Origin of the sequence: Chitinophaga eiseniae (assembly GCF_900167135.1) — a bacterium.
GTDB lineage: Bacteria > Bacteroidota > Bacteroidia > Chitinophagales > Chitinophagaceae > Chitinophaga > Chitinophaga eiseniae.
The window spans coordinates 142,404-161,946 of record NZ_FUWZ01000007.1; the positions used below are offsets into that span (position 1 = coordinate 142,404).

Annotated in this window: 16 protein-coding genes; 8 read left to right on the forward strand and 8 right to left on the reverse strand. The window is 52.2% G+C overall.

All coding sequences use genetic code 11. The features are described from left to right. Positions 1–307: 307 nt before the first annotated feature. On the forward strand, positions 308–3,394 hold the full coding sequence (locus B5D63_RS31930; RefSeq protein ID WP_078672951.1) for a SusC/RagA family TonB-linked outer membrane protein: 3,087 nt from the start codon (positions 308–310) through the stop codon (positions 3,392–3,394). 10 nt (positions 3,395–3,404) lie between these two features. After that, positions 3,405–4,907, forward strand: coding sequence for a RagB/SusD family nutrient uptake outer membrane protein (locus B5D63_RS31935; RefSeq protein ID WP_078672952.1), 1,503 nt, complete (start codon positions 3,405–3,407; stop codon positions 4,905–4,907). A gap of 60 nt (positions 4,908–4,967) precedes the next feature. Here B5D63_RS31935 and B5D63_RS31940 read toward each other — a convergent pair whose 3' ends face one another. Continuing rightward, positions 4,968–5,534, reverse strand: coding sequence for a methyltransferase family protein (locus B5D63_RS31940; protein WP_078672953.1), 567 nt, complete (start codon positions 5,532–5,534; stop codon positions 4,968–4,970). A 146-nt stretch (positions 5,535–5,680) separates the two neighbouring features. On the opposite strand from B5D63_RS31940, the gene trxA reads away from it, so the two are divergent. Beyond that, complete coding sequence (gene trxA, locus B5D63_RS31945) at positions 5,681–5,977, forward strand: thioredoxin (protein WP_078672954.1); 297 nt, start codon at positions 5,681–5,683, stop codon at positions 5,975–5,977. A gap of 150 nt (positions 5,978–6,127) precedes the next feature. Here trxA and B5D63_RS31950 read toward each other — a convergent pair whose 3' ends face one another. From B5D63_RS31950 to fbaA, 4 genes are all read right to left on the reverse strand, one after another. Further along, positions 6,128–7,294 carry a tetratricopeptide repeat protein gene (locus tag B5D63_RS31950; protein ID WP_078672955.1) on the reverse strand — a complete coding sequence of 389 codons (1,167 nt, stop codon included), beginning with the start codon at positions 7,292–7,294 and terminating at the stop codon, positions 6,128–6,130. Between the two features lie 39 nt (positions 7,295–7,333). Then, positions 7,334–7,771 (reverse strand): SsrA-binding protein SmpB, encoded by a 438-nt coding sequence (gene smpB, locus B5D63_RS31955; RefSeq protein ID WP_078672956.1) that lies wholly within the window; start codon positions 7,769–7,771, stop codon positions 7,334–7,336. Positions 7,772–7,880: 109 nt separating this feature from the next. Further along, positions 7,881–8,729, reverse strand: coding sequence for an acetyl-CoA carboxylase, carboxyltransferase subunit beta (gene accD / locus B5D63_RS31960; RefSeq protein ID WP_078672957.1), 849 nt, complete (start codon positions 8,727–8,729; stop codon positions 7,881–7,883). Positions 8,730–8,972: 243 nt separating this feature from the next. Next, the gene (gene fbaA / locus B5D63_RS31965) at positions 8,973–10,037 is read right to left on the reverse strand and encodes a class II fructose-bisphosphate aldolase (RefSeq protein ID WP_078672958.1); all 1,065 of its coding nucleotides are present in this window, start codon (positions 10,035–10,037) and stop codon (positions 8,973–8,975) included. A 135-nt stretch (positions 10,038–10,172) separates the two neighbouring features. On the opposite strand from fbaA, the gene B5D63_RS31970 reads away from it, so the two are divergent. Continuing rightward, a complete protein-coding gene (locus B5D63_RS31970) occupies positions 10,173–10,988 on the forward strand; it encodes an alpha/beta fold hydrolase (protein WP_078672959.1) in 816 nt (271 codons plus the stop codon). 206 nt (positions 10,989–11,194) lie between these two features. On the opposite strand, the gene B5D63_RS31975 is transcribed toward B5D63_RS31970, so the two are convergent. The 3 genes from B5D63_RS31975 to B5D63_RS31985 all read right to left on the reverse strand — a co-directional run bounded on the left by B5D63_RS31975 (position 11,195) and on the right by B5D63_RS31985 (position 13,971). Then, entirely contained in the window at positions 11,195–11,635 is a 441-nt protein-coding gene (locus B5D63_RS31975) for a QcrA and Rieske domain-containing protein (protein ID WP_078672960.1), read from the reverse strand. A gap of 187 nt (positions 11,636–11,822) precedes the next feature. After that, positions 11,823–12,593 carry a helical backbone metal receptor gene (locus tag B5D63_RS31980; RefSeq protein ID WP_235021683.1) on the reverse strand — a complete coding sequence of 257 codons (771 nt, stop codon included), beginning with the start codon at positions 12,591–12,593 and terminating at the stop codon, positions 11,823–11,825. Between the two features lie 19 nt (positions 12,594–12,612). Then, entirely contained in the window at positions 12,613–13,971 is a 1,359-nt protein-coding gene (locus B5D63_RS31985) for a pyridoxal-phosphate dependent enzyme (RefSeq protein ID WP_078672962.1), read from the reverse strand. Positions 13,972–14,321: 350 nt separating this feature from the next. Between B5D63_RS31985 and bioD the strand changes: the two genes are divergently transcribed. From bioD to rnr, 4 genes are read left to right on the forward strand one after another with little or no spacing between them, the layout of a single operon-like run. Next, entirely contained in the window at positions 14,322–14,963 is a 642-nt protein-coding gene (gene bioD, locus B5D63_RS31990; protein WP_078672963.1) for a dethiobiotin synthase, read from the forward strand. Continuing rightward, positions 14,960–15,547: a 5-formyltetrahydrofolate cyclo-ligase gene (locus tag B5D63_RS31995; protein WP_078672964.1), complete on the forward strand. Its 588-nt coding sequence runs from the start codon at positions 14,960–14,962 to the stop codon at positions 15,545–15,547. Before bioD ends, B5D63_RS31995 begins: the two co-directional genes overlap by 4 nt. A gap of 2 nt (positions 15,548–15,549) precedes the next feature. Continuing rightward, positions 15,550–16,629: a tetraacyldisaccharide 4'-kinase gene (lpxK, locus tag B5D63_RS32000; RefSeq protein ID WP_235021684.1), complete on the forward strand. Its 1,080-nt coding sequence runs from the start codon at positions 15,550–15,552 to the stop codon at positions 16,627–16,629. Positions 16,630–16,640: 11 nt separating this feature from the next. Next, the gene (rnr, locus tag B5D63_RS32005; protein ID WP_200817146.1) at positions 16,641–19,532 is read left to right on the forward strand and encodes a ribonuclease R; all 2,892 of its coding nucleotides are present in this window, start codon (positions 16,641–16,643) and stop codon (positions 19,530–19,532) included. Positions 19,533–19,543: the final 11 nt, after the last annotated feature.

Genomic DNA, 19,543 nt, shown 5'->3' on the forward strand with positions numbered 1-19,543 from the left:
CGTCCCACTAGTCTATAGAATTAGTAGAATATTGAAAGGTTAATTATGAGAAAAAGGAAACCGATAATGGAAATGAAGAACCAACCGGAGCAATGCATCAACCAAAGTTGTTGTTGCTGTAGTTAAAACCAATCACTATCTGCACGCAGGTCTTCCGAAACACAATTACAGCAACATACCTGTTTCGGGAAGGCAGCTGTCACAGTACACACAAATACAAAGGAGGCTAAGCTGGTGTTATCTGCTTAAAGCAGGTAAGGGCCTGTTATTGTCTTTATTCGTTCTCTAAACCAATCAACATAGATCTATGTTACAACGATTGCTGATTCTTCTACTGCTGCTGGGCCCACTGGCAGCGTTTTCACAGGTACGTACCGTTACAGGTACCGTGCTGTCGGCCAAAGACAAAGAGCCGCTGCCCGGCGCCACCATCGTCATTAAAGGAACGACGAAAGGGGTGCTGACAGGGCCTGACGGTTCTTTCCGGCTGGAAGTTGCCGATCCTGCCGCCACCACGCTGGTCATTAGTTATGTAGGCATGACTTCTCAGGAAGTGCCTGTCAGTACAGCCCCCATCACCGTCACCCTGCAATCCGCCGGTAAAGATATCGATGAGATCGTGGTGATCGCTTATGGTACGACCAAAAAGAGTTCCTATACCGGTTCGGTATCACAGATAAAGGGCGCTGAACTGGAAAACCGCCAGGTGTCCAGTGTTACAAAAGCCCTGCAGGGCCTCGCTTCCGGCGTACAAAGCGCCTCCCAGAGCGGACAGCCCGGTTCAGACGCTACGATCCGCATCCGTGGCGTGGGGTCCATCAACGCCTCCGCTGATCCCCTCTATGTGGTGGACGGAGTGCCTTACGGCGGTAATCTCAGCGCTATCAATCCCTACGACATCGAATCCATCAGCGTGCTGAAAGACGCGGCCTCCGCAGCTTTATACGGCTCCCGCGGCGCCAACGGCGTGATCATCATCACCACCAAAAAAGGAAAAGTCAAAGGAAGTAATATAGACGTTCGCGTTAGTCAGGGCTTCTCTAAAAGAGCCGTGAAAGATTATGACAGGATGTCTACCGATCAATATTTTCCGATGTTCTGGCGCGCGTTGTTCAACGAGAACCTGAACAGCCAGGACTCCCTCTCTGCCGCCAGGAACGCGAGCCGCGACCTGGTAGGAGAGCTGGGCATCAATCCCTACGGCAGCGCGTTCCCCGAGCCGGTAGGTGCCGACGGTAAACTGGTGGCAGGCGCTAAACCGCTGTGGAGCGACGACTGGAACAAAGCGATGCAGCGTACCGGTCACCGTACAGAAGCCAATGTGGCCATCAGCGGTGCCACCGATAAAACCCGCTACCTGATCTCCGGCGGCTATCTCGATGACCAGGGTATCTACCTCGGCTCCGGCTTTAAACGCTACACCGTTCGCTCCAACGTCGATATAGACGCCCGCAAATGGCTGAAAGTAGGCCTGAACCTCAGCGCCGCCCACTCCGATCAGCAGGCGCCTCCCTCAGAAGACAGCCGCAGCGATAACTATATCCAATACGGCCGCCTCATGGGCCCCATGTATCCCGTATATCAGCGCGACCTGAACACCGGCGCTTACCTCCTGGATGCAAAAGGCGGTAAGATATTCGACTACGGCGACTACCGCCCGGACCCGGCCAACCCCCGTACCAACCTGGTGCAGACCTCCGGCATCGACAAACACAACGTGCTTCGAGATGACGTGTCCGGCCGCTTCTATGCGGAAGCTACCCTCTACAAAGGACTGAAGTTCAAAACCAGCTACAATGCGGACTACTCCAACCGCGTAGGCCACGACTATACGAATCCCACCCTCGGCTTCGACGCCGAAGTAGGCGGTACCGTATCAAAAGCCAATTACCGCACTTTCAGCTGGACGTTCAATAACCTCCTGACCTACGAAAACACCTTCAATGAAAAACATCACCTGAATGTGCTGCTCGGTCAGGAAGCCTATAAATTCAAATACACTTTCCTCTCAGGATCTAAATCCGGTTTCTCTGTACCTGGTGTAGATGAACCCGCTGACGCCGCGCTGATCGGCAGCTTCGACGGTTACTCCGACAACTACAGGCAGAGTTCCTTCCTCGGAAGAGCAGAGTACGACTACGCTAATAAATACTTCTTCTCCACGTCCCTGCGTCGTGACGGATCTTCCCGCTTCGCACCAGACCGCCGCTGGGGTACTTTCTGGTCAGTAGGCGCTTCCTGGAAACTGACAGAAGAAAACTTCCTGAAAAATACCTCCTGGCTCAACCTGCTGACGCTGCGCGCCAGCTACGGCGGACAAGGTAATGACAACCTCGGTACCGATCGTTACTATAACTACCTGCCGCTGTATTCTGTTAACAGCAACCTCGGACTGGGCGGTACTTTCCGCGAATACCTGTTCAACGACAGGCTGAAATGGGAAACAAACCTCAACCTCAACATCGGGGTGGACTGGTCCATGTTTGACAACCGCTTCGGCGGCAGCGCGGAATTTTTTGTCCGCAAATCACAGGACCTGCTGTATTCCAGGCCTAAAGCACCTTCCACCGGTTACGCTTCTGTAGATGAGAACGTAGGCGCCCTGAAAAATACAGGTATTGACCTCAACCTGCATGGTACGCCTATACGAACAAAAGACTTCAGCTGGACCATCGATCTCAATATGACGCACTACCGTAACAAGATCACCAGCCTGCCACAGCAGGAAATCATCAGCGGTACCAAAAAACTCATGGTGGGCAAATCCATTTATGATTTCTACCTGCGTGAATGGGCGGGCGTGAATCCCAATACCGGCGAAGCGCAATGGAAATACACCAATCCGGATGGCAGCATCAAGGATACCACCAACTACAGCAAGGCCTCCCTGTATTATTCCGGTTCATCGCTGCCTGACCTGTATGGTGGTCTGACCAACACGTTCACCTATAAAAATTTCTCGCTGTCGTTCCTGATCGTGTACAGCATCGGCGGTAAAATACTTGACAACGATTATACCTTCCTGATGGGACTGGGTGGTGCTGCCGGCCGTGCATGGTCTACCGAAGTGCTGGACGCCTGGACACCCACCAACCGTAACACAGACGTGCCGCAGGTAAGTACTGTAGCGCCCAGCTGGACAGCCGCTTCCACGCGCTTCCTCTATGACGCCACCTATGCCAGACTGAAAAGCCTGAACCTCAGCTACTCTTTGCCGAAATCGCTGATGGAAAGGGCGCACCTGAATAACATCACGGTGTATGTGACCGGAGAAAATCTGTTCACTTTGTACAATCACAAAGGCATGGACCCTGAACAGACCGTTGGCGGTACCACTTACTATCGTTACCCGGCCGTGAAATCCGTATCCGCCGGTATTAATCTGAGCTTCTAAAAACTGTGTCATGAAAAAGAACAGACTATTATTCATCGCTATATTCGCCGCAGTTGCCTTCGCAGCCTGCAACAAGGACTTCCTGGACACGCGGCCTACCAACGCTGTGCCCGACGACCAGGTGTTTAACTCCGTGGACAACGCCGAAACGGCACTGACAGGGATCTGGGCCTACATGTACGAGACCTATTTTACCTTTGCCGTGCCGGGGCTCAAATCGCTGGACCTTACCAGCGACGCCATGGGCAGCGACGTGGCCCTCACCACTTCATATGGGTTCAGGGATTCTTATACCTTTATCGAAATGGTGGACAACACCAAAAACAGGGTGAGCGCTTACTGGACCATCCTGTACAAGACCATCGATAACTGCAATAACTTCCTGTCTAAAATAGATAATGTGCCCGGCGACGATGCAAAACGTAAGCTGCTGAAAGGTCAGGCGTCCGCTTTAAGAGGCTTCTGTTATCTGACGCTGGCAGAATTCTATTCCTTCGGTGTTACCACTAACCCAAACGGAAAATCAGTACCTGTCTACACGGAGCCCGCTAATCCTTCTACTCCGGGTAAGGCCAGATCTACCGTAACACAGGTATATCAGCAGGCGATCGCCGATCTGCAGGCTGCCCTGCCGTTACTGGCGGACTATGAACGTGACGATACCCGGAAATTCAAGATCGATAGCAAAGTGACCAACGGGCTGCTGGCAAGGGCTTACCTCTACAGCAACCAGCCGGCCAAAGCGATTGATGCTGCGGTGGCTGCGCGTAACGGTTACCCGCTGATGTCCGGCGACGACTATAACAAGGGCTTCAACGATGCAGGTAACGTAGAGTGGATTTGGGCCCAGCCACAGACGCCCACGCAGAACGTGGCGGCTTCCACTTTTACTTTCCTCGATGTGTCTACACCGGTGTCCTACTATAAGAGTTTTAAGGCCGACCCCTGGTTCCAGGGCTATTTTGACAGCACCGACGTCCGTTTCCGTTTGTTCCAGTGGAGCACCAGCGGCCCCGGCGCTTTGCTGTACAAAAAATTCCGCTTCCGTGATCCGGGTGGAATGGTGTCCGATGTAGTGCTGATGCGCGCTGCAGAAATGTACCTGATTGAAGCCGAAGCATACGCCCGTACCAATAATACCACAAAAGCCGCCGAAGTGCTGAATGTGCTCAGAAGTGCGCGTAACTCCCATCTCTATAACGCTGCCGCAGGCAGTTCCGTAACGGATACCATCCTGCTGGAAAGAAGAAAAGAGCTATGGGGCGAAGGTTTCTCGCTGGTAGATATTATTCGTACAGGCGGTACCGTAGTAAGGAAGCCGTTTAAGACCGTTAACGGCACAGATAGTATCATCAAGGTGCCACAGCCGGATGGTTCTTTTGTCAACGTTCGCGGGGTAGGGCATCGTACCGTTAAACTGCCGGACGGTTCTGCCTTTGTGAAGAACAGCCCTTACTACCTGTTTGCTATTCCGCTCAGCGAGTTGCAGAACAACCCTAATCTCAACAACTAGTTTTTATCCTTCATCAATCAAGGCCTTTGGAACTTTTTCCGAAGGCCTTTTTTATGCCTGTCAGTAGATAAACGGAAGGATACGTTGGGTGTGTCGTATATAGTCGGTGTATTCGCTGCCGAATTGTTCGGTCAGTACTTTTTCTTCAATGTCCATGCGGTGAATGAACGCGGCCAGCACGGGGACAAACGCAATGATCAATGCCAGCCAGTTATTGAGTGACAAGCCAAAGCCCAGGAAAGACAGCAGCGACCCCGCATACGCCGGATGACGAAGAACACCGTAGATGCCATCTTTTTTAAGATGATGATCTTTACGGATGGTGACTACCACGGTAAACAACCGGCCCAGCGAGGCGATGGCATAAAACCGGAAGATCATGCCGGCGAGGATCACCGATAAGCCGGTGTAATTCATGAGGCTGCCCCGCTGCAGTATGGGGAGCTGCGTGCGGTACGACAGGTACACGGCCACATTCACGCAGATCAGGATCACGATCCAGATATAAGCCAGGCTGCCCTTGTCTTTCTTCTTTTTGTCGTCCGGCGCTCCGCCACGCAATATCCGGTGTAGTAGTATTTCTGAGAGGAACCATGCCATGTAAATGATGGTGGATAACATATTCATCGGGCGTTGGGATTGAAATTACAGATATACCTAATGTATGAAATGTTTTCAACTTTGTTCCGTGTTTCTTACCGGCTGATTCCCAACTCGTCCATTATCAAGTCTTTAAAAAAGATTATTTTGCAAAGAGATTAAATCTGTGCGCTATGGAAAATCTGCAGACCATCCTCCAGTCAGACACCCCGGTGCTGATAGACTGTTTTGCTACCTGGTGCGGCCCCTGTAAGATGATGCCGCCCATTCTGAAAGAGATAAAAGACAAGTTTGGAGACAAGATCCGGATCATTAAGATCGATATCGATAAAAACCAGCAGCTGGCGGCCCAATGGCAGATCAGCAGCGTGCCCACCATGCTGTTGTTTAAAAACGGGCAGCTGGCATGGCGGCAGAGTGGGGTAGTGCCGGCCCATCAATTGATACCGGTATTGACACCGATGCTGTAATCCAGGAACGGAAGTGCCGCACAACAATACGGGATTAAAAAAGCGATCGCCCTTTGATGTCATATCAAAGGGCGATCTTTTGTATTGTTATAATGGTGGTCATCGGCATTTTCCTCAAACTGTCGCCCAGGGCTTCAGCCCTGGGAAGGATTAGTCTATATAAGCATAATAATCCCGCAAATCTTTCTCCAGCTGGTTATAAATCGGCCGGGTGAACTCCATGAAAAGCTCCTGTGGCGGCGGCGGCGGCAGGTCGCGTCCTCCGATGGACGCCATGTCAGCCTCGCTCAGGGCGCGGGAGTCGCCGGTATAAGTAGCAAACTGGTTGAACCAGGTATAGCTGCCGGGGATGCGGTCTGAGCGCAGTATTTTTCCGTTGCTGATGTCGGCTATCTGGTAGTCCAGCAATCCTCTGGATTCTACCGTTGTTTTTGTGGTGACGATAGTGGCGCGTACGGTGGTGTATGTATTGATAGTCTTGCCGGTAGTGTCTTTGGTAGTGCTGGTGACGATCTCTTTGGACACCTCGCGCCGGGCGCGGTCCACATATGTTTGGCCCACCACAAAATCCTGGAAGCGCAGCGCGATGTACTGATCGGGCCGCAGGTTTTCGTTCCTGGCGGTACGTTCGTCATAGAAAACGACAAAGCGGTTGACGTTACGTTGCTGCAGGGAACGGACGAGGTAATCCCGGAACTGGTCGGCACTGAACTGGAAGTAAGGGGAGCGGACGTCCACTTCGCTCACCACCACATATACTACGCCGGCCTGGAAAGCGTCGTCTTTGCGTGCCTGTGCATCGCGGTAGTTGGGAATGAGTTTGAGTGCTGCGCCGAATTCGTCATATGCTTTGCGGGCACTGGCTTTATCTCCGCGTTGCATAAGGGCGGTGCCCCGGTCGTAGCGTGTTTCGGCGGCATTTTCCAGCGCGCCGGTGATGGCATTGCTGTAATCTTTAGGGGTGACTATCTTCAGGGCGGCGGGGGAGCTGTGAATGGCATCGTATAGCCGTTGCATCGTACGGTATTCGTTGCGTATCGGTTCCCATTTAAGCTGATTGTTGGAGCGGAGCAGGTTGTTGACGCGGTCTTCATGCATCTTTTGGGCCTGGCGGTAAGCTTCGGGCAGCAGTTGAAGGGCGGTGGCGTCCTGGGGTTTGCGCTGGAGTTTTTTGACGAAAGCGGTGACGGCGTTATCGTATTTGCCTTTGTTGTAGAGCTTTTCGCCCGAACGGCAGCCCCATAGCAGGATGCAGGCCAACAGGCACAACATTCCCCTTATGCCGGCAGAACGGATAGGTAAACTGATCGTGTTCAAGGGACAGGATTTAAGCAGTGAAGTGGCTTGCGGTGGTGGTTATTTGATCTGGCGGCGTAACTCCCTGTCAGACTCCCGTTGTTTGATAGACTCGCGTTTGTCGTACAGTTTTTTACCCTTGCCCACACCTATTTCCATTTTGGCAAGACTTTTATCCGTAATGAATATACGAAGCGGGACGATGGTGTAACCACGTTCCTTTATTTTGTTCTCTATTTTTTTTAATTCCCGTTTTGTCAACAGCAATTTTCTTTCGCGCAGGGGATCGTGATTGGCGCTGGTACCGTGAGAATATTCGGCGATGTGCAGGCTTTTAACAAACAATTCTCCCTTTGAAAAATAACAAAAGGAGTCATTAAAGCTGACCCGGCTGGCACGGATAGACTTAATCTCTGTTCCTGTCAATACCATTCCCGCAATAAATTTTTCTTCTATTGCGTACTCAAAATATGCTGATCTGTTCTTTAATTCGGCCATGGGGTGAAAATTTTGGGATTTCAGTATTTTTTGATTTTTGAATTTCAGGAGACCATCCGGTCCGTTTAAATCACAAAATCAAAAAATGCCAAAATCCCAAAATGAATAGCTAGTTTTTAAAGAGACTGAGGAGGTTGGTCAGTCTTGTTTTTAATTCTTTTCGGTCCATGATGAAGTCCAGGAAGCCGTGGTCCAACAGGAACTCAGCGCTCTGGAAGCCAGCAGGGAGGTCTTTTTTGATGGTTTCCTTGATGATCCTCGGACCGGCAAAGCCAATCAGCGCACCGGGTTCAGCAATGTTTACGTCACCCAGCATGGCGAAGGAGGCGGTCACACCACCCGTGGTGGGATCTGTCATCAGGGAGATAAAGGGCAGTCTGGCGTTAGCGAGCTGGGTCAGTTTGGCCGATGTTTTGGCCATCTGCATCAGGGAGAAAGCACTTTCCATCATACGGGCGCCGCCGGATTTGGAAATGATCATCAACGGCATTTTGTGCACGATGCAGTAGTCGATGGAACGGGCGATTTTTTCACCTACCACGGAGCCCATGGAGCCACCGATGAAGTTGAAGTCCATACAGGCCACTACGAGGTCTAACCCGTTTACCTTACCGGTGCCAACTGTCATGGCATCTTTCAGGCCGGATTTCTTTTGTGCGTCTTTCAGCCTGTCGGAATAAGGCTTGAGATCTTTAAAGCCCAGGAAATCGGTCGGGTAAATATTGGAAAACAGTTCCTCGAACTGATTGTCGTCAAAAATAATCTCAAAATACTCCCCGGAGTTGATACGGTTGTGATAGTTGCATTTGTCACACACGTAATAATGCTCCTTCAGATCCTTAACAGTGGTGGTTTTCTTACAGTTAGGACACTTGTGCCACAACCCGTCCGGTGCTTCCTTCTTCTCACTGGTGGAGGTGGAGATGCCTTGTTTAATTCGCTTAAACCAGCTTGACATATTTTACTATTAGATTAGAAAATAGTGGTGCAAGATACGAATTAAAGCATAAAACCAAACAGTTGTTCCGAATCTTCCCCCGGAAACAGGGTCAATTATTCTATTTTAACCACTAATAATGAAGCGGAAACAAAAGCGATTATTTTAATATAAGTCGCTTTGTTTCCGCTTCGGGCGGTTATATTCTACTACGTTGTCAGTCCGTCGGGACGTTGCGGGGGCAGTGTCCGTCGGGGACCGGTATTAGTTTCTGTTGATGCAGTTCAGGTCGCGGAACGCCTCTTCCAGACGTTTTACAAAGGTGTCTTCGCCTTTGCGCAGCCATACACGCGGATCATAGTATTTTTTGTTAGGCTTGTCTGCGCCTTCGGGGTTGCCCAGCTGGCCCTGCAGATAGTCTTTTTTCGCTTCGTAGTAGTCGTGAACGCCTTCCCAGAATGCCCACTGCATGTCGGTGTCAATGTTCATTTTGATAACGCCGTAGCCCAGTGCTTCCGCGATCTGGTGTTTCGGGGAGCCGCTGCCGCCGTGGAATACGTAGTATACCGGTTTAGCTTTGGTGCCGAATTTCTGTTGGATAAATTCCTGGCTGTTCTGCAGGATAACAGGGCGCAGTTCCACGTTGCCGGGGCTATAGACGCCGTGTACGTTACCGAATGCAGCGGCAACAGTGAAGCGGCTGCCTACTTTGGACAGTACTTCGTAAGCGTAAGCCACGTCTTCCGGTTGGGTGTAGAGTTTGGAGTTGTCTACGCCGGAGTTGTCAACACCGTCTTCTTCGCCACCAGTCACGCCCAGCTCGATTTCGATGGACATGCCCAGTTTATTCATGCGCTCAAAGTATTTATGGGAGATCTCGATGTTTTCCTGGATGGGTTCTTCGGAGAGGTCCAGCATGTGAGAGCTGTACAGCGGTTGACCGGTCTGTTTGAAAAACGCTTCACCAGCGTCCAGCAGGCCGTCAATCCAGGGCAGCCATTTTTTAGCGGCATGGTCGGTATGAAGCACCACCGGAACACCGTAGTATTTCGCTACTTCATGTACGTGTTTGGCACCGGAGATACCACCGGCGATGTTGGCCTGCAGCTTGTCGTTCGGCATACCTTTACCAGCGTAAAACTGTGCGCCGCCATTGGAAAACTGTATAATGACCGGTGAATTTACTTTGGCAGCTGTTTCCAGTACCGCATTAACCGAGTTGGTTCCCACTACGTTCACGGCAGGCATAGCAAATCCGTTGTCTTTGGCATCGTTATACAGCGCATCCAGCTCTTCGCCGAATAATACGCCAGCTCTGTATTTTCCCATACTTTAAAATGTATTTGTTTTTTTAGGAAAGCAAATATACACAGTAAAAAATAAGTTTTATAGCGAAATGTATTTTTATCTCCGCTGAAAAATACAGGCGGAAAAACGTATTTTAACCACTTATTACTTATCGCCATGCGTAAAATATTCAGCACCGCATTACTGCTGCTTTCCCTTAAAACACTTTGCGCCAGCCCGTTTGATCGGAGTGCAAACGATTCCGCCAATTACTTTTCGTCTTTCGATGGTACCCGTATCCACTACACGGTTAAAGGCACCGGTCAGCCGGTGGTCCTGGTGCACGGCTTTATGGGCAGTGGCGATTCATGGCCCTCCACGCCATTGTACGACTCCCTGCTGCAACACGGATTCCGCGTTATCACCCTCGATCTGCGCGGCAACGGTATTTCTGATCATCCGCACGACAGCCTCGCCTACATGGAGGATGCGGAAGCCCGCGATATCATTGGCCTGGCCGCGCATCTGCAGCTGCCGTCCTACAGGGTAGTGGGCTACTCCCGCGGATCGATCATCACCGCAAGGCTGCTGGTACTGGACCCCAAGGTAAGCTGCGCCGTGCTCGGCGGCATTGGCACCGGGTTCACCGATCCGGCATGGCCCCGGCGACTGAAATTTTATGATGCCCTCTCCGGTAAAGATGTACCGGAACTGGCTGCCATGGTGAAAAACGTACAGGCGAAAGGGTTAGACCAGCGGGCGCTGGCACTGATGCAGTGGGGCCAGCCGGCCACCACACCCGCGGAATTGGCAGCAGTGCAACAGCCGGTACTGGTGATCGGAGGTGATAAAGACGAAGACAACGATACAGGCGGCTCCCTCGCCGCCATGATGCCCCGCGGAATGCATGGCACTGTCACCGGCGATCATAACAGCGTAGTACGCTCCCCTCACTTCGCCGGATGGGTGCTGGATTTCCTCGTAAAACACTAACACCGGCGATCATAACAGCGTGGTATGCTCACCCCGCTTCACATCGGATGGGTACTGGATTTCCTCGTAAAACACTAACGCAATGACGGATTACGGATTATGAAGGAAGTGGTGCCTTTATAGGATGGTTAGTTAATAACCTTCCTATAAAGAAAGCCCTTCATTCGTAATTCGTAATCCGTAATTCATAATTCATAATCCGTCATTCACGTAACGGTGAGCGTATTACCGCTCACCGTGATGGTATAGGCTGTCAGCGGCGTGGCAGCCGGACCGGCGTTCACCGCGCCGCTGGTAGCAAACCGGCTGCCATGGCCGCAGGGCGCGTTGCATTCAATCAGCTTCGTCGTATTGTTAAAAGTAGCGACAGTACACCCCTGATGGGTGCAGGTGCTGGACAACGCCGCAAAATCCGCTGCCGTCTTGCCGGCGCCGGTACGGATAAGAATAATCCCGTTGGCGATTTTAAAGTCGCCGGGGTTCGGCAAATCAGTGCTCAGATTGAGTGACAGCTTCGCATTCGGACCGCCCGGCGCAGGGTCCGGTGAGGAGCCATAACCGCCGCCCTTGCTGCAGGCCGCCAGTCCGCCTACACAGGCCAGCGCCAGCGTCATCCCGATGTTGGATACAAAATCCCTTCTTTCCATAAAAAGTGTTTTGTGAATAAAGTGACAGATACTCCTGTTACGGAAAGGAAACGGAAAGGGTTGCTCCGGTAAAGAAGACAAACAAAAAAAGCCGCCATACGGCGACTTTTCCCGGCAAAAACAAACTTATTTTTCTTTGGTGGCCATTGCATCGGAAAGATGCGGGACAATCACCTGCCACGGGGCGTCAGCCCTCAGGGAGGTGGGACAGTAACTCCTCAAAATACGCCGGAGAATCCAGCAACCGGCTGCCATACCACGAAAACAATTCGCCGTCTACCAGCAATACCTGGGCTTCCGGAAGAATCGCCTGTATCTCATGAATATGTTTTTCCTTAAAAGGATAGGGCTCGGAGGACAACATCACCAGCCTGCAACCGCAGGCTGCCAGCTGCGTTTCGTCAATCGCCGGATAACGCGGGATGTCTGCAAACACGTTCTGTAAACCACAACGCAGCAGCATCTGGTGAATAAACGTATCGCCGCCTGCTGCCATCCACGGGTCCCGCCAGATAAAATAAGCGGTGGGGACAGGGGAGGGCAGGGGCTGCAAGGCTGCAAAACGTTGCCGGATCGTATCCGCCAGTTGCGCTGCCTCCGCCGTTTTCCGCGTAATGGCGCCAACGCCGGTGATCATTTCACAGGCATCTTCCAGCGTCTGAATGTTACTCACCCATACAGGATAATGTTCCATCAGCGCTTTCACATCTTCCGCAGTATTTTCTTCTTTATTGGCGATGATCAGGTCGGGCGCCAGCTCCCGGATCACGTCCATGCGTACGTTTTTGGTGCCGCCAACACGCGTTTTGCTGCGGAACCACGATTCAGGATGTATACAGAATTTGGTGATGCCCACCACTTCCTCGTGAAGACCGAGGGTATATAAAAGTTCTGTCTGCGAAGGCACGAGCGAAACAATCCGCTTGGGCGCCTCCGGCAGATGAATGGTACGGTTCAATTGGTCCCGGAACATAATACTAGCGGCCTAATGCCTGAATAATGTCGTATTTGGTTACAATATGGTGATCGCCGCTTTCGTCTTTCGTCATAACAGCGCCGTTTTCACGGTTGATGTAAACAGACAGCTTCTCTATCGGCGTTTCCTGGCTTACCATCGGGAAGGGAGCGTGCATAACTTCCTGTACAGTGGCGTCTTTCAGGTGCGGGTTGTCAATCAGTTTGTTGAACAGGCCACTTTCTGAAACGGCCCCGATGATGTCGCTGCCTTTGGTGACCGGGATATGTTCGATGTCGAACTTGCGCATTTTGGCAATAGCTTCGCTCACTTTCTCATCGGCGTCAATGGTGACCAGCGGCATGTTGCGGCGTGCGCCCACGATGTCCTTAACGGTTTTTACATCGAGGAAACCGCGTTCCATCATCCATTGGTCGTTATATACCTTACCTACATAGCGGCTGCCATGGTCGTGGAAAATCACCACTACTACGTCGTCCGGTTTGAGGGTGTCTTTGAGCTGCATCAGTCCGGCTACGGCCGATCCCGCGGAGTAGCCTACGAAAATGCCTTCTTCCTTGGTGATGCGGCGGGCCATCACCGCGCCGTCTTTGTCGGTCACTTTGGTGAAGGCGTCGATCACGCCCATATCATAGTTCTGCGGCACAAAGTCTTCGCCGATACCTTCAGTGATATAAGGATATACTTCACTCATATCAATTTCGCCGGTCTCGAAATATTTTTTGAGCAGGGAACCGTAGCTGTCGATCGCCCATACTTTGATGTTGGGATTTTTCTCTTTCAGGAACTTGCCGGTGCCGGTAATGGTGCCGCCGGTACCGGTGGCCACGATGAGGTGGGTCACCTTGCCGTCCGTCTGCTCCCATATTTCAGGGCCGGTCTGCTCGTAGTGGGCGTCGCGGTTGGCGAGGTTGTCATATTGATTGACGTAAAACGAGTTCGGTATTTCGGTGGCCAGTCTTTTGGACACAGAGTAGTAGGAGCGCGGATCTTCAGGTTCCACATTCGTCGGGCATACGATCACTTCTGCGCCTACTGCTTTGAGGATATCTACTTTTTCCTTGGACTGTTTATCGGTGGTGGTGAAAATACATTTGTAGCCTTTGATAACGGCTGCGAGGGCAAGACCCATACCGGTATTGCCGGAGGTACCTTCAATGATGGTGCCGCCGGGTTTGAGCAGGCCTTTCTGTTCTGCCACTTCCACCATTTTGATGGCCATGCGGTCTTTAATGGAGTTGCCGGGATTAAAAAATTCCACTTTGGCGAATACGGGACAAGGGAGGGAAGCGGTTACACGGTTCAGTTTTACCAGCGGGGTATGTCCTATCGTTTCGAGAATGTTTGCTGCATATTTCATAAAAAAAATGAGGTTGTGTACAGTTGTAAATTACGAATTAAGCCCAAACAAACAGGTTACCGCTATTAAATTGCCGTAACCGGGGTTGACCGGCGGAGGGCAGAACGCCCGGATTTCTTATTGTTTTCCTGATAATGATTTAGGTAGATGAATTTTATTTAATAATAACTGTAAAATGATGGAAAATGTCCAAGATTTAGAAAATGTTAAAATCGGCCGGTTCCCGCCGGTTGGTCGCCGGAAAACGTCATCATGCTGAGTGGTTACAATTATGGCGATACCATCAGAAACAGCTGCCATTCGCAACTGGTAATTCGTAAATCGTAATTCCTCCGTTATATTTGCCGTAGATGAATCGAATATTTATTACCGGTATTGGTACCGGTGTAGGGAAAACCATCGTATCTGCCTGTGTGACCACGGCCCTGGAGGCTGACTACTGGAAGCCTGTACAATCAGGGTCTGAAGAGGGGACTGACACGCAAACTGTCAGGGCCCTGGTGCCGGAAGGCGTTTCAGTCTGCCATCCGGAAGCGTATGTATTGAAGGAGCCGGCCTCGCCTCACCTGGCCGCTCGTATGGAACAGGTTACCATCAACACTGCTGAGATTGTACGGCTGGCCGCAGGGCTGCAGCCGGCTCGCCGGCCACTGGTGATAGAGGGCGCCGGCGGACTGCTGGTACCGCTGACAGACGATATCCTCACGCTTGACCTGGTCCGCGACCTGGGCGCCGGGGTGATCATCGCAGCGCAGAACTATCTCGGCAGCATCAACCACAGCCTGCTCACTGCCAGGGTACTGCAACATGCAGGCGTTCCCGTTATTGGCTGGATCTTCGGAGGCGATTACCATACCAATGAAGACGATGTGGTGCGACTGAGCGGCTACCCCCGCATTGGCCGTATCCCGCAGGCAACAGAGGTCAATATGGCATTTGTGCAGCAACAGGCACAACTTTTGTCAGCTCCTCTAAAGGCGTTACTGGCATGATCACCAAAAAGGATATACGAAAACACTTCCTCGAACAGCGCCTGAACCTCCCGGATGCTACGGCGGCAGACCTGAACGAACGGCTGCTGGCCAACGCCCGCCAGCTCGATTTGCAGGGAGTGCGCTATCTGCATCTTTTCCTTCCCATCTCGGAAAAAAAAGAAGTCGATACCTGGCCATTGGCCCAATGGCTGCGGCTACAACATCCGGACATTCAACTGGTGTTGTCAAAGGCCGACATGAAAACCGGCGACATGTACCACTACGCCTGGCATGCCCATACGGTACTGGTGAAGAACCGTTTCGGCATCCCGGAGCCGGAGAACGGTGAAGCTGTACCGCCGGAAACCATTGACCTGGTGCTGGTGCCGCTATTGGCCTTCGACCGGCAGGGCCAGCGGGTTGGGTACGGCAAAGGGATGTACGACCGCTTTCTGCAGCAATGCCGCCCGGACGTGCGTACGGTAGGCCTATCGCTTTTTGGCCCGATCGACGGCATCAGCGACGCAGACAGCTGGGACGTGCCCCTGCAGACGGTGGTAACGCCCGACGCTATTTATCAGTTTAATTTTAAACAACCCTGACAGTGCTGAAACTACTGAGTTACCTGAAAATACTCCTATATCCCTTCTCCCTGCTTTATGGTCTTGTGATGTGGGTCCGCAACCGCTTCTACGATAAGGGCGTCCTCACCGCCGTGGAGTTCGATCTGCCGGTGATAGCCTGCGGCAACCTGTCGGTAGGGGGTACGGGTAAAACACCGCATGTGGAATATCTTATCCGCCTGCTGAAAGATACCTTCCGGACCGCCACGCTGAGCCGGGGCTACAACCGCCGTACCAGCGGCTACCTGCTGGCGGACGAATACAGCACCGCCGCCGACATCGGCGATGAACCCATGCAGTTCCACACGAAATACCCGGACATCAAAGTGTGCGTGGGGGAAGAGCGGATGCTGGCCATCCCGCAGTTGCTGGGGGAAGAACCGGACACGCAGGTGATCCTGCTGGACGACGCTTTCCAGCACCGGTCTGTCAAACCCGGCATGAACATCCTGATCACAGAATACAACCGGCTGTTCACCCGCGATCACGTAGTCCCCTTCGGCCGCCTCCGGGAAGGCAGAAGCGGTTATCAGCGCGCCAACTGTATCATCGTGTCCAAATGTCCGCCGGATATGAGCCTGGCGGAAAAGGCCGCGCTGGAAAAAGAAATCAACCCGCTGCCCGGCCAGCGATTGTTTTTTACTACCTTGCAATACGGCGCATTATTTGATATGACAACGCGTCAGCCCGTGAATGTTCCTGCATCGGCATCGGTATTGCTCGCCTGTGGCATTGCCCGCCCGGAACCTTTGCTGGAGAAGCTGCAGCAACAGTTTCAGCAGGTGTACCTGCTGGCGTTTCCTGATCATTATTATTATTCGGAAAAAGATATCGCAAAAATCAAAAAGGAAAGAGATGACCTGCCAGGAACCCAAAAGATGGTCATCACCACGGAGAAAGACGCCGTAAGGCTGCATCTCCTGCAAAAAGAACTGGCAGAACAAAACCTGCAAATAGCTGTTATGCCAGTGGAAATTTCGTTCCTCTTCGGAGAAGCGGAATCATTTAATAACTTTATTTTTGACTACGTGGCCCGGCAATTGCCCGCCTTTGGTCAATAAGACAACCAAACATGAGTAAGAAAAAGAAAGATAAGAAACACCCCGGCCAGAAGAAAACCTTCAGAGGTGTCGTGGAATTGACAAGGTCAGGAATGGCCTTCGTGATCGTACCGGGCCTCGCCAGAGACATCATGGTAAAACAGAAAAACCTGCATACCGCCCTGGATAAGGATGAAGTCCTGGTAGACGTGATCAAACATGCCAGAGGCGACGGCCGCCAGGAAGGCATTATCACGGATATCCTTAAACGAAATAAAACCGAATTTACCGGCACCCTGCAGGTCAGCAAAAGCTTCGGCTTCCTGATCACCGAAAAGGGCATGTTCATGCCGGATATCTATATCCCCGCCAACTCCCTGAACGGCGGTAAATCCGGCGATAAGGCCGTGGTGAAAGTCGTGGCCTGGGGGGAGAAAACCCGCAAGCCGGTGGGAGAAGTCATCGAAATACTCGACGCCAGCGATACCAACGATCTGGCCATGAAGGAGATCCTCATCGAAGCCGGCTTCCCGCTTAGCTTCCCCGCAGAGGTGATGACCGAGCTGGCCGCTATGAAAGAGGAAATAACGGAAACGGAAGTACGGAAACGTAAAGACTGCCGTAACATCCTTACCTTCACCATAGACCCCGTCGACGCCAAAGACTTTGACGATGCCATCTCCATCCGGCCGCTGAAAAACGGCCTCTATGAGATCGGCGTACACATCGCTGATGTGAGCCACTACGTGGTGCCGGGCACCGAACTGGACAAGGAAGCTGACAGGCGCGCCACCTCCGTGTACCTGCCCGACCGCGTACTGCCCATGCTCCCGGAGAAAATCTCCAACGAACTGTGCTCCCTGCGCCCGCATGAAGATAAACTGACCTTCTCCGCCATCTTCCAGATGAACGAGAAAGGGGAGGTGAAACACCACTGGATCGGACGGACCATCATCCACTCCAATCACCGTTTCACCTATGAAGACGCCCAGGAGGTGATCGAGACCAAAGAAGGACCTTACCAGCAGGAAATCCTCCTGCTCAATAAAATCGCCCAGACGCTGCGCCAGGAAAGGTTTGCGCATGGCGCTATTAACTTCTCCTCCCAGGAGGTCCGCTTCAGGCTGGATGAAAAAGGCAAGCCTATCGGCATTGTGATCAAGGAAAGCAAGGAAGCGCACCAGCTGATTGAAGAGTTTATGCTGCTGGCCAACAGGACGGTGGCCACCTATGTGTCCAAGATAAAAGTCAACAAACAGTCCGTGCCTTTCCCTTACCGGGTACACGATACGCCGGACCCTGATAAACTCAAAGTGTTCGCGGCTTTTGCCGGTAAATTCGGCTATAAGTTCGATGTCAGCAACCCGGAAAGCATCGCCCGTTCGTTTAACAGGATGTTGCAACTGGTACAGGGCAAGCCTGAACAGCATGTGCTGGAAACGCTGGGCATCCGTACCATGGCCAAAGCCATCTATACCATAGAAAACGTAGGCCACTACGGCCTCGGCTTTGAAGACTACTGCCACTTTACCTCCCCGATCCGCCGTTACCCGGACGTACTCGTACATCGTGTAGTCGCCGAATGCCTGGCCGGTGATATCCATCCGGACAAGCAGATGGAGAAGAAGTGCAAGCACGATTCCGAAATGGAACGTAAAGCCATGGAAGCGGAAAGAGCGGCCAACAAATACAAGCAGGTAGAATACATGCAGCAGTATATCGGTCACACTTTCGATGGTGTGATCAGCGGCGTGGCGCATTTTGGGTTCTGGGTGGAAACCGTGGATACCAAATGCGAAGGCCTGGTAAGCATCCACAACCTCAACCGTAAGGAAGAGTTTGTGTTCAACGAAGCGGAATATGCACTGGTAGGACAGGCCAGCGGCCGCCGTTTCCGTATCGGTGAGAAGGTAAGCATCCGTGTGGTGGCAGCCAACCTCGCCAAACGGCAGCTGGATTATGAGCTGGACAGCGAACTGGCTACCGAGGCCGGCCGCGAATTCAGGCCGGAACGGCGCGACGAGCGCAGGGAAGGCCACCGCGACCGCAAAAAGAAAAAACAAAAACACGGCCAGCAGCCATGGCAGCCACGGGAAAAACAACCGTTCAAACCCCAGCCTGCCGCCGCAGCTCCGGTCGTTTCCCTTGAAATACCGCCGGAGCCGGTGGTGGACCAGGTAATCCCGGAAACACATGTGGTCGATGTCACCCCACCGCCGTCAACTTCCGTAACTTCCGCTTCACCAGCGACAACAGAAGCGCCTGTGAAGAAAAAGAAAACAGCGAAAAAAGAGACAGCTGAAAAGGCCGCTCCGGCTGCTGCAACGCCAGTGCCGGCACCAGTGGCCGCTGCTCCGGAAACAGCTCCTGCGTCTCCCGAAAAAATAAAAACAAACAAGGGTAAAAAAGCGCCCGTACAGCCCGCAGCACAAACTGCGCCGGCAGCCGAAAAAGCGGGAAAGAAAACAACCCCTGCAACATCCGTTGCCGTTAAGCCTGCTGCTAAAGCTGCCACTAAAAAGCCTGCTGCCAAAGCAGCACCGGCTGAAAAGAAAAAAGCTGTCAAAACAGTGGCGCCGAAAGCCGCCGCTAAAAAAGCAGTGAAAACGGCAACTGCCAAAGCCACCGCTAAAAAGGCTGCGGTATCTAAAGCGCCGGCAGCCAAAAAAGCGGTTGCTCCTAAAGCTGCAGCTAAAAAGGCTGCAGTGCCAGCCAAAAAAGCGGCGGCTAAAAAAGCTGCAGTAGCCCCCGCAAAGAAAGCTGCCGTGAAAGCGCCTGCTAAAAAAGCAGCGGTCAAAGCACCGGCTAAAAAAGCCGCAGTAGCCAAAGCCCCTGCAAAGAAGGCCGCTACCAGCGCTAAAGCACCGGCGAAAAAGGCAACGCCGAAAAAAGCCGCCGCCGCTAAAAAGAAAACAAAGAAATAAATAATAAAATC

Bases quoted from the DNA above. Each gene is read 5' to 3' on its own strand.
- accD (WP_078672957.1), bottom strand. From the start codon at position 8,729: ATGTCAAGCTGGTTTAAGCGAATTAAACAAGGCATCTCCACCTCCACC.
- B5D63_RS31970 (WP_078672959.1), top strand. From the start codon at position 10,173: ATGCGTAAAATATTCAGCACCGCATTACTGCTGCTTTCCCTTAAAACA.
- B5D63_RS31940 (WP_078672953.1), bottom strand. From the start codon at position 5,534: ATGAATATGTTATCCACCATCATTTACATGGCATGGTTCCTCTCAGAA.
- B5D63_RS31930 (WP_078672951.1), top strand. From the start codon at position 308: ATGTTACAACGATTGCTGATTCTTCTACTGCTGCTGGGCCCACTGGCA.
- fbaA (WP_078672958.1), bottom strand. From the start codon at position 10,037: ATGGGAAAATACAGAGCTGGCGTATTATTCGGCGAAGAGCTGGATGCG.
- rnr (WP_200817146.1), top strand. From the start codon at position 16,641: ATGAGTAAGAAAAAGAAAGATAAGAAACACCCCGGCCAGAAGAAAACC.
- trxA (WP_078672954.1), top strand. From the start codon at position 5,681: ATGGAAAATCTGCAGACCATCCTCCAGTCAGACACCCCGGTGCTGATA.
- B5D63_RS31985 (WP_078672962.1), bottom strand. From the start codon at position 13,971: ATGAAATATGCAGCAAACATTCTCGAAACGATAGGACATACCCCGCTG.
- smpB (WP_078672956.1), bottom strand. From the start codon at position 7,771: ATGGCCGAATTAAAGAACAGATCAGCATATTTTGAGTACGCAATAGAA.
- bioD (WP_078672963.1), top strand. From the start codon at position 14,322: ATGAATCGAATATTTATTACCGGTATTGGTACCGGTGTAGGGAAAACC.
- B5D63_RS31975 (WP_078672960.1), bottom strand. From the start codon at position 11,635: ATGGAAAGAAGGGATTTTGTATCCAACATCGGGATGACGCTGGCGCTG.
- B5D63_RS31935 (WP_078672952.1), top strand. From the start codon at position 3,405: ATGAAAAAGAACAGACTATTATTCATCGCTATATTCGCCGCAGTTGCC.
- B5D63_RS31995 (WP_078672964.1), top strand. From the start codon at position 14,960: ATGATCACCAAAAAGGATATACGAAAACACTTCCTCGAACAGCGCCTG.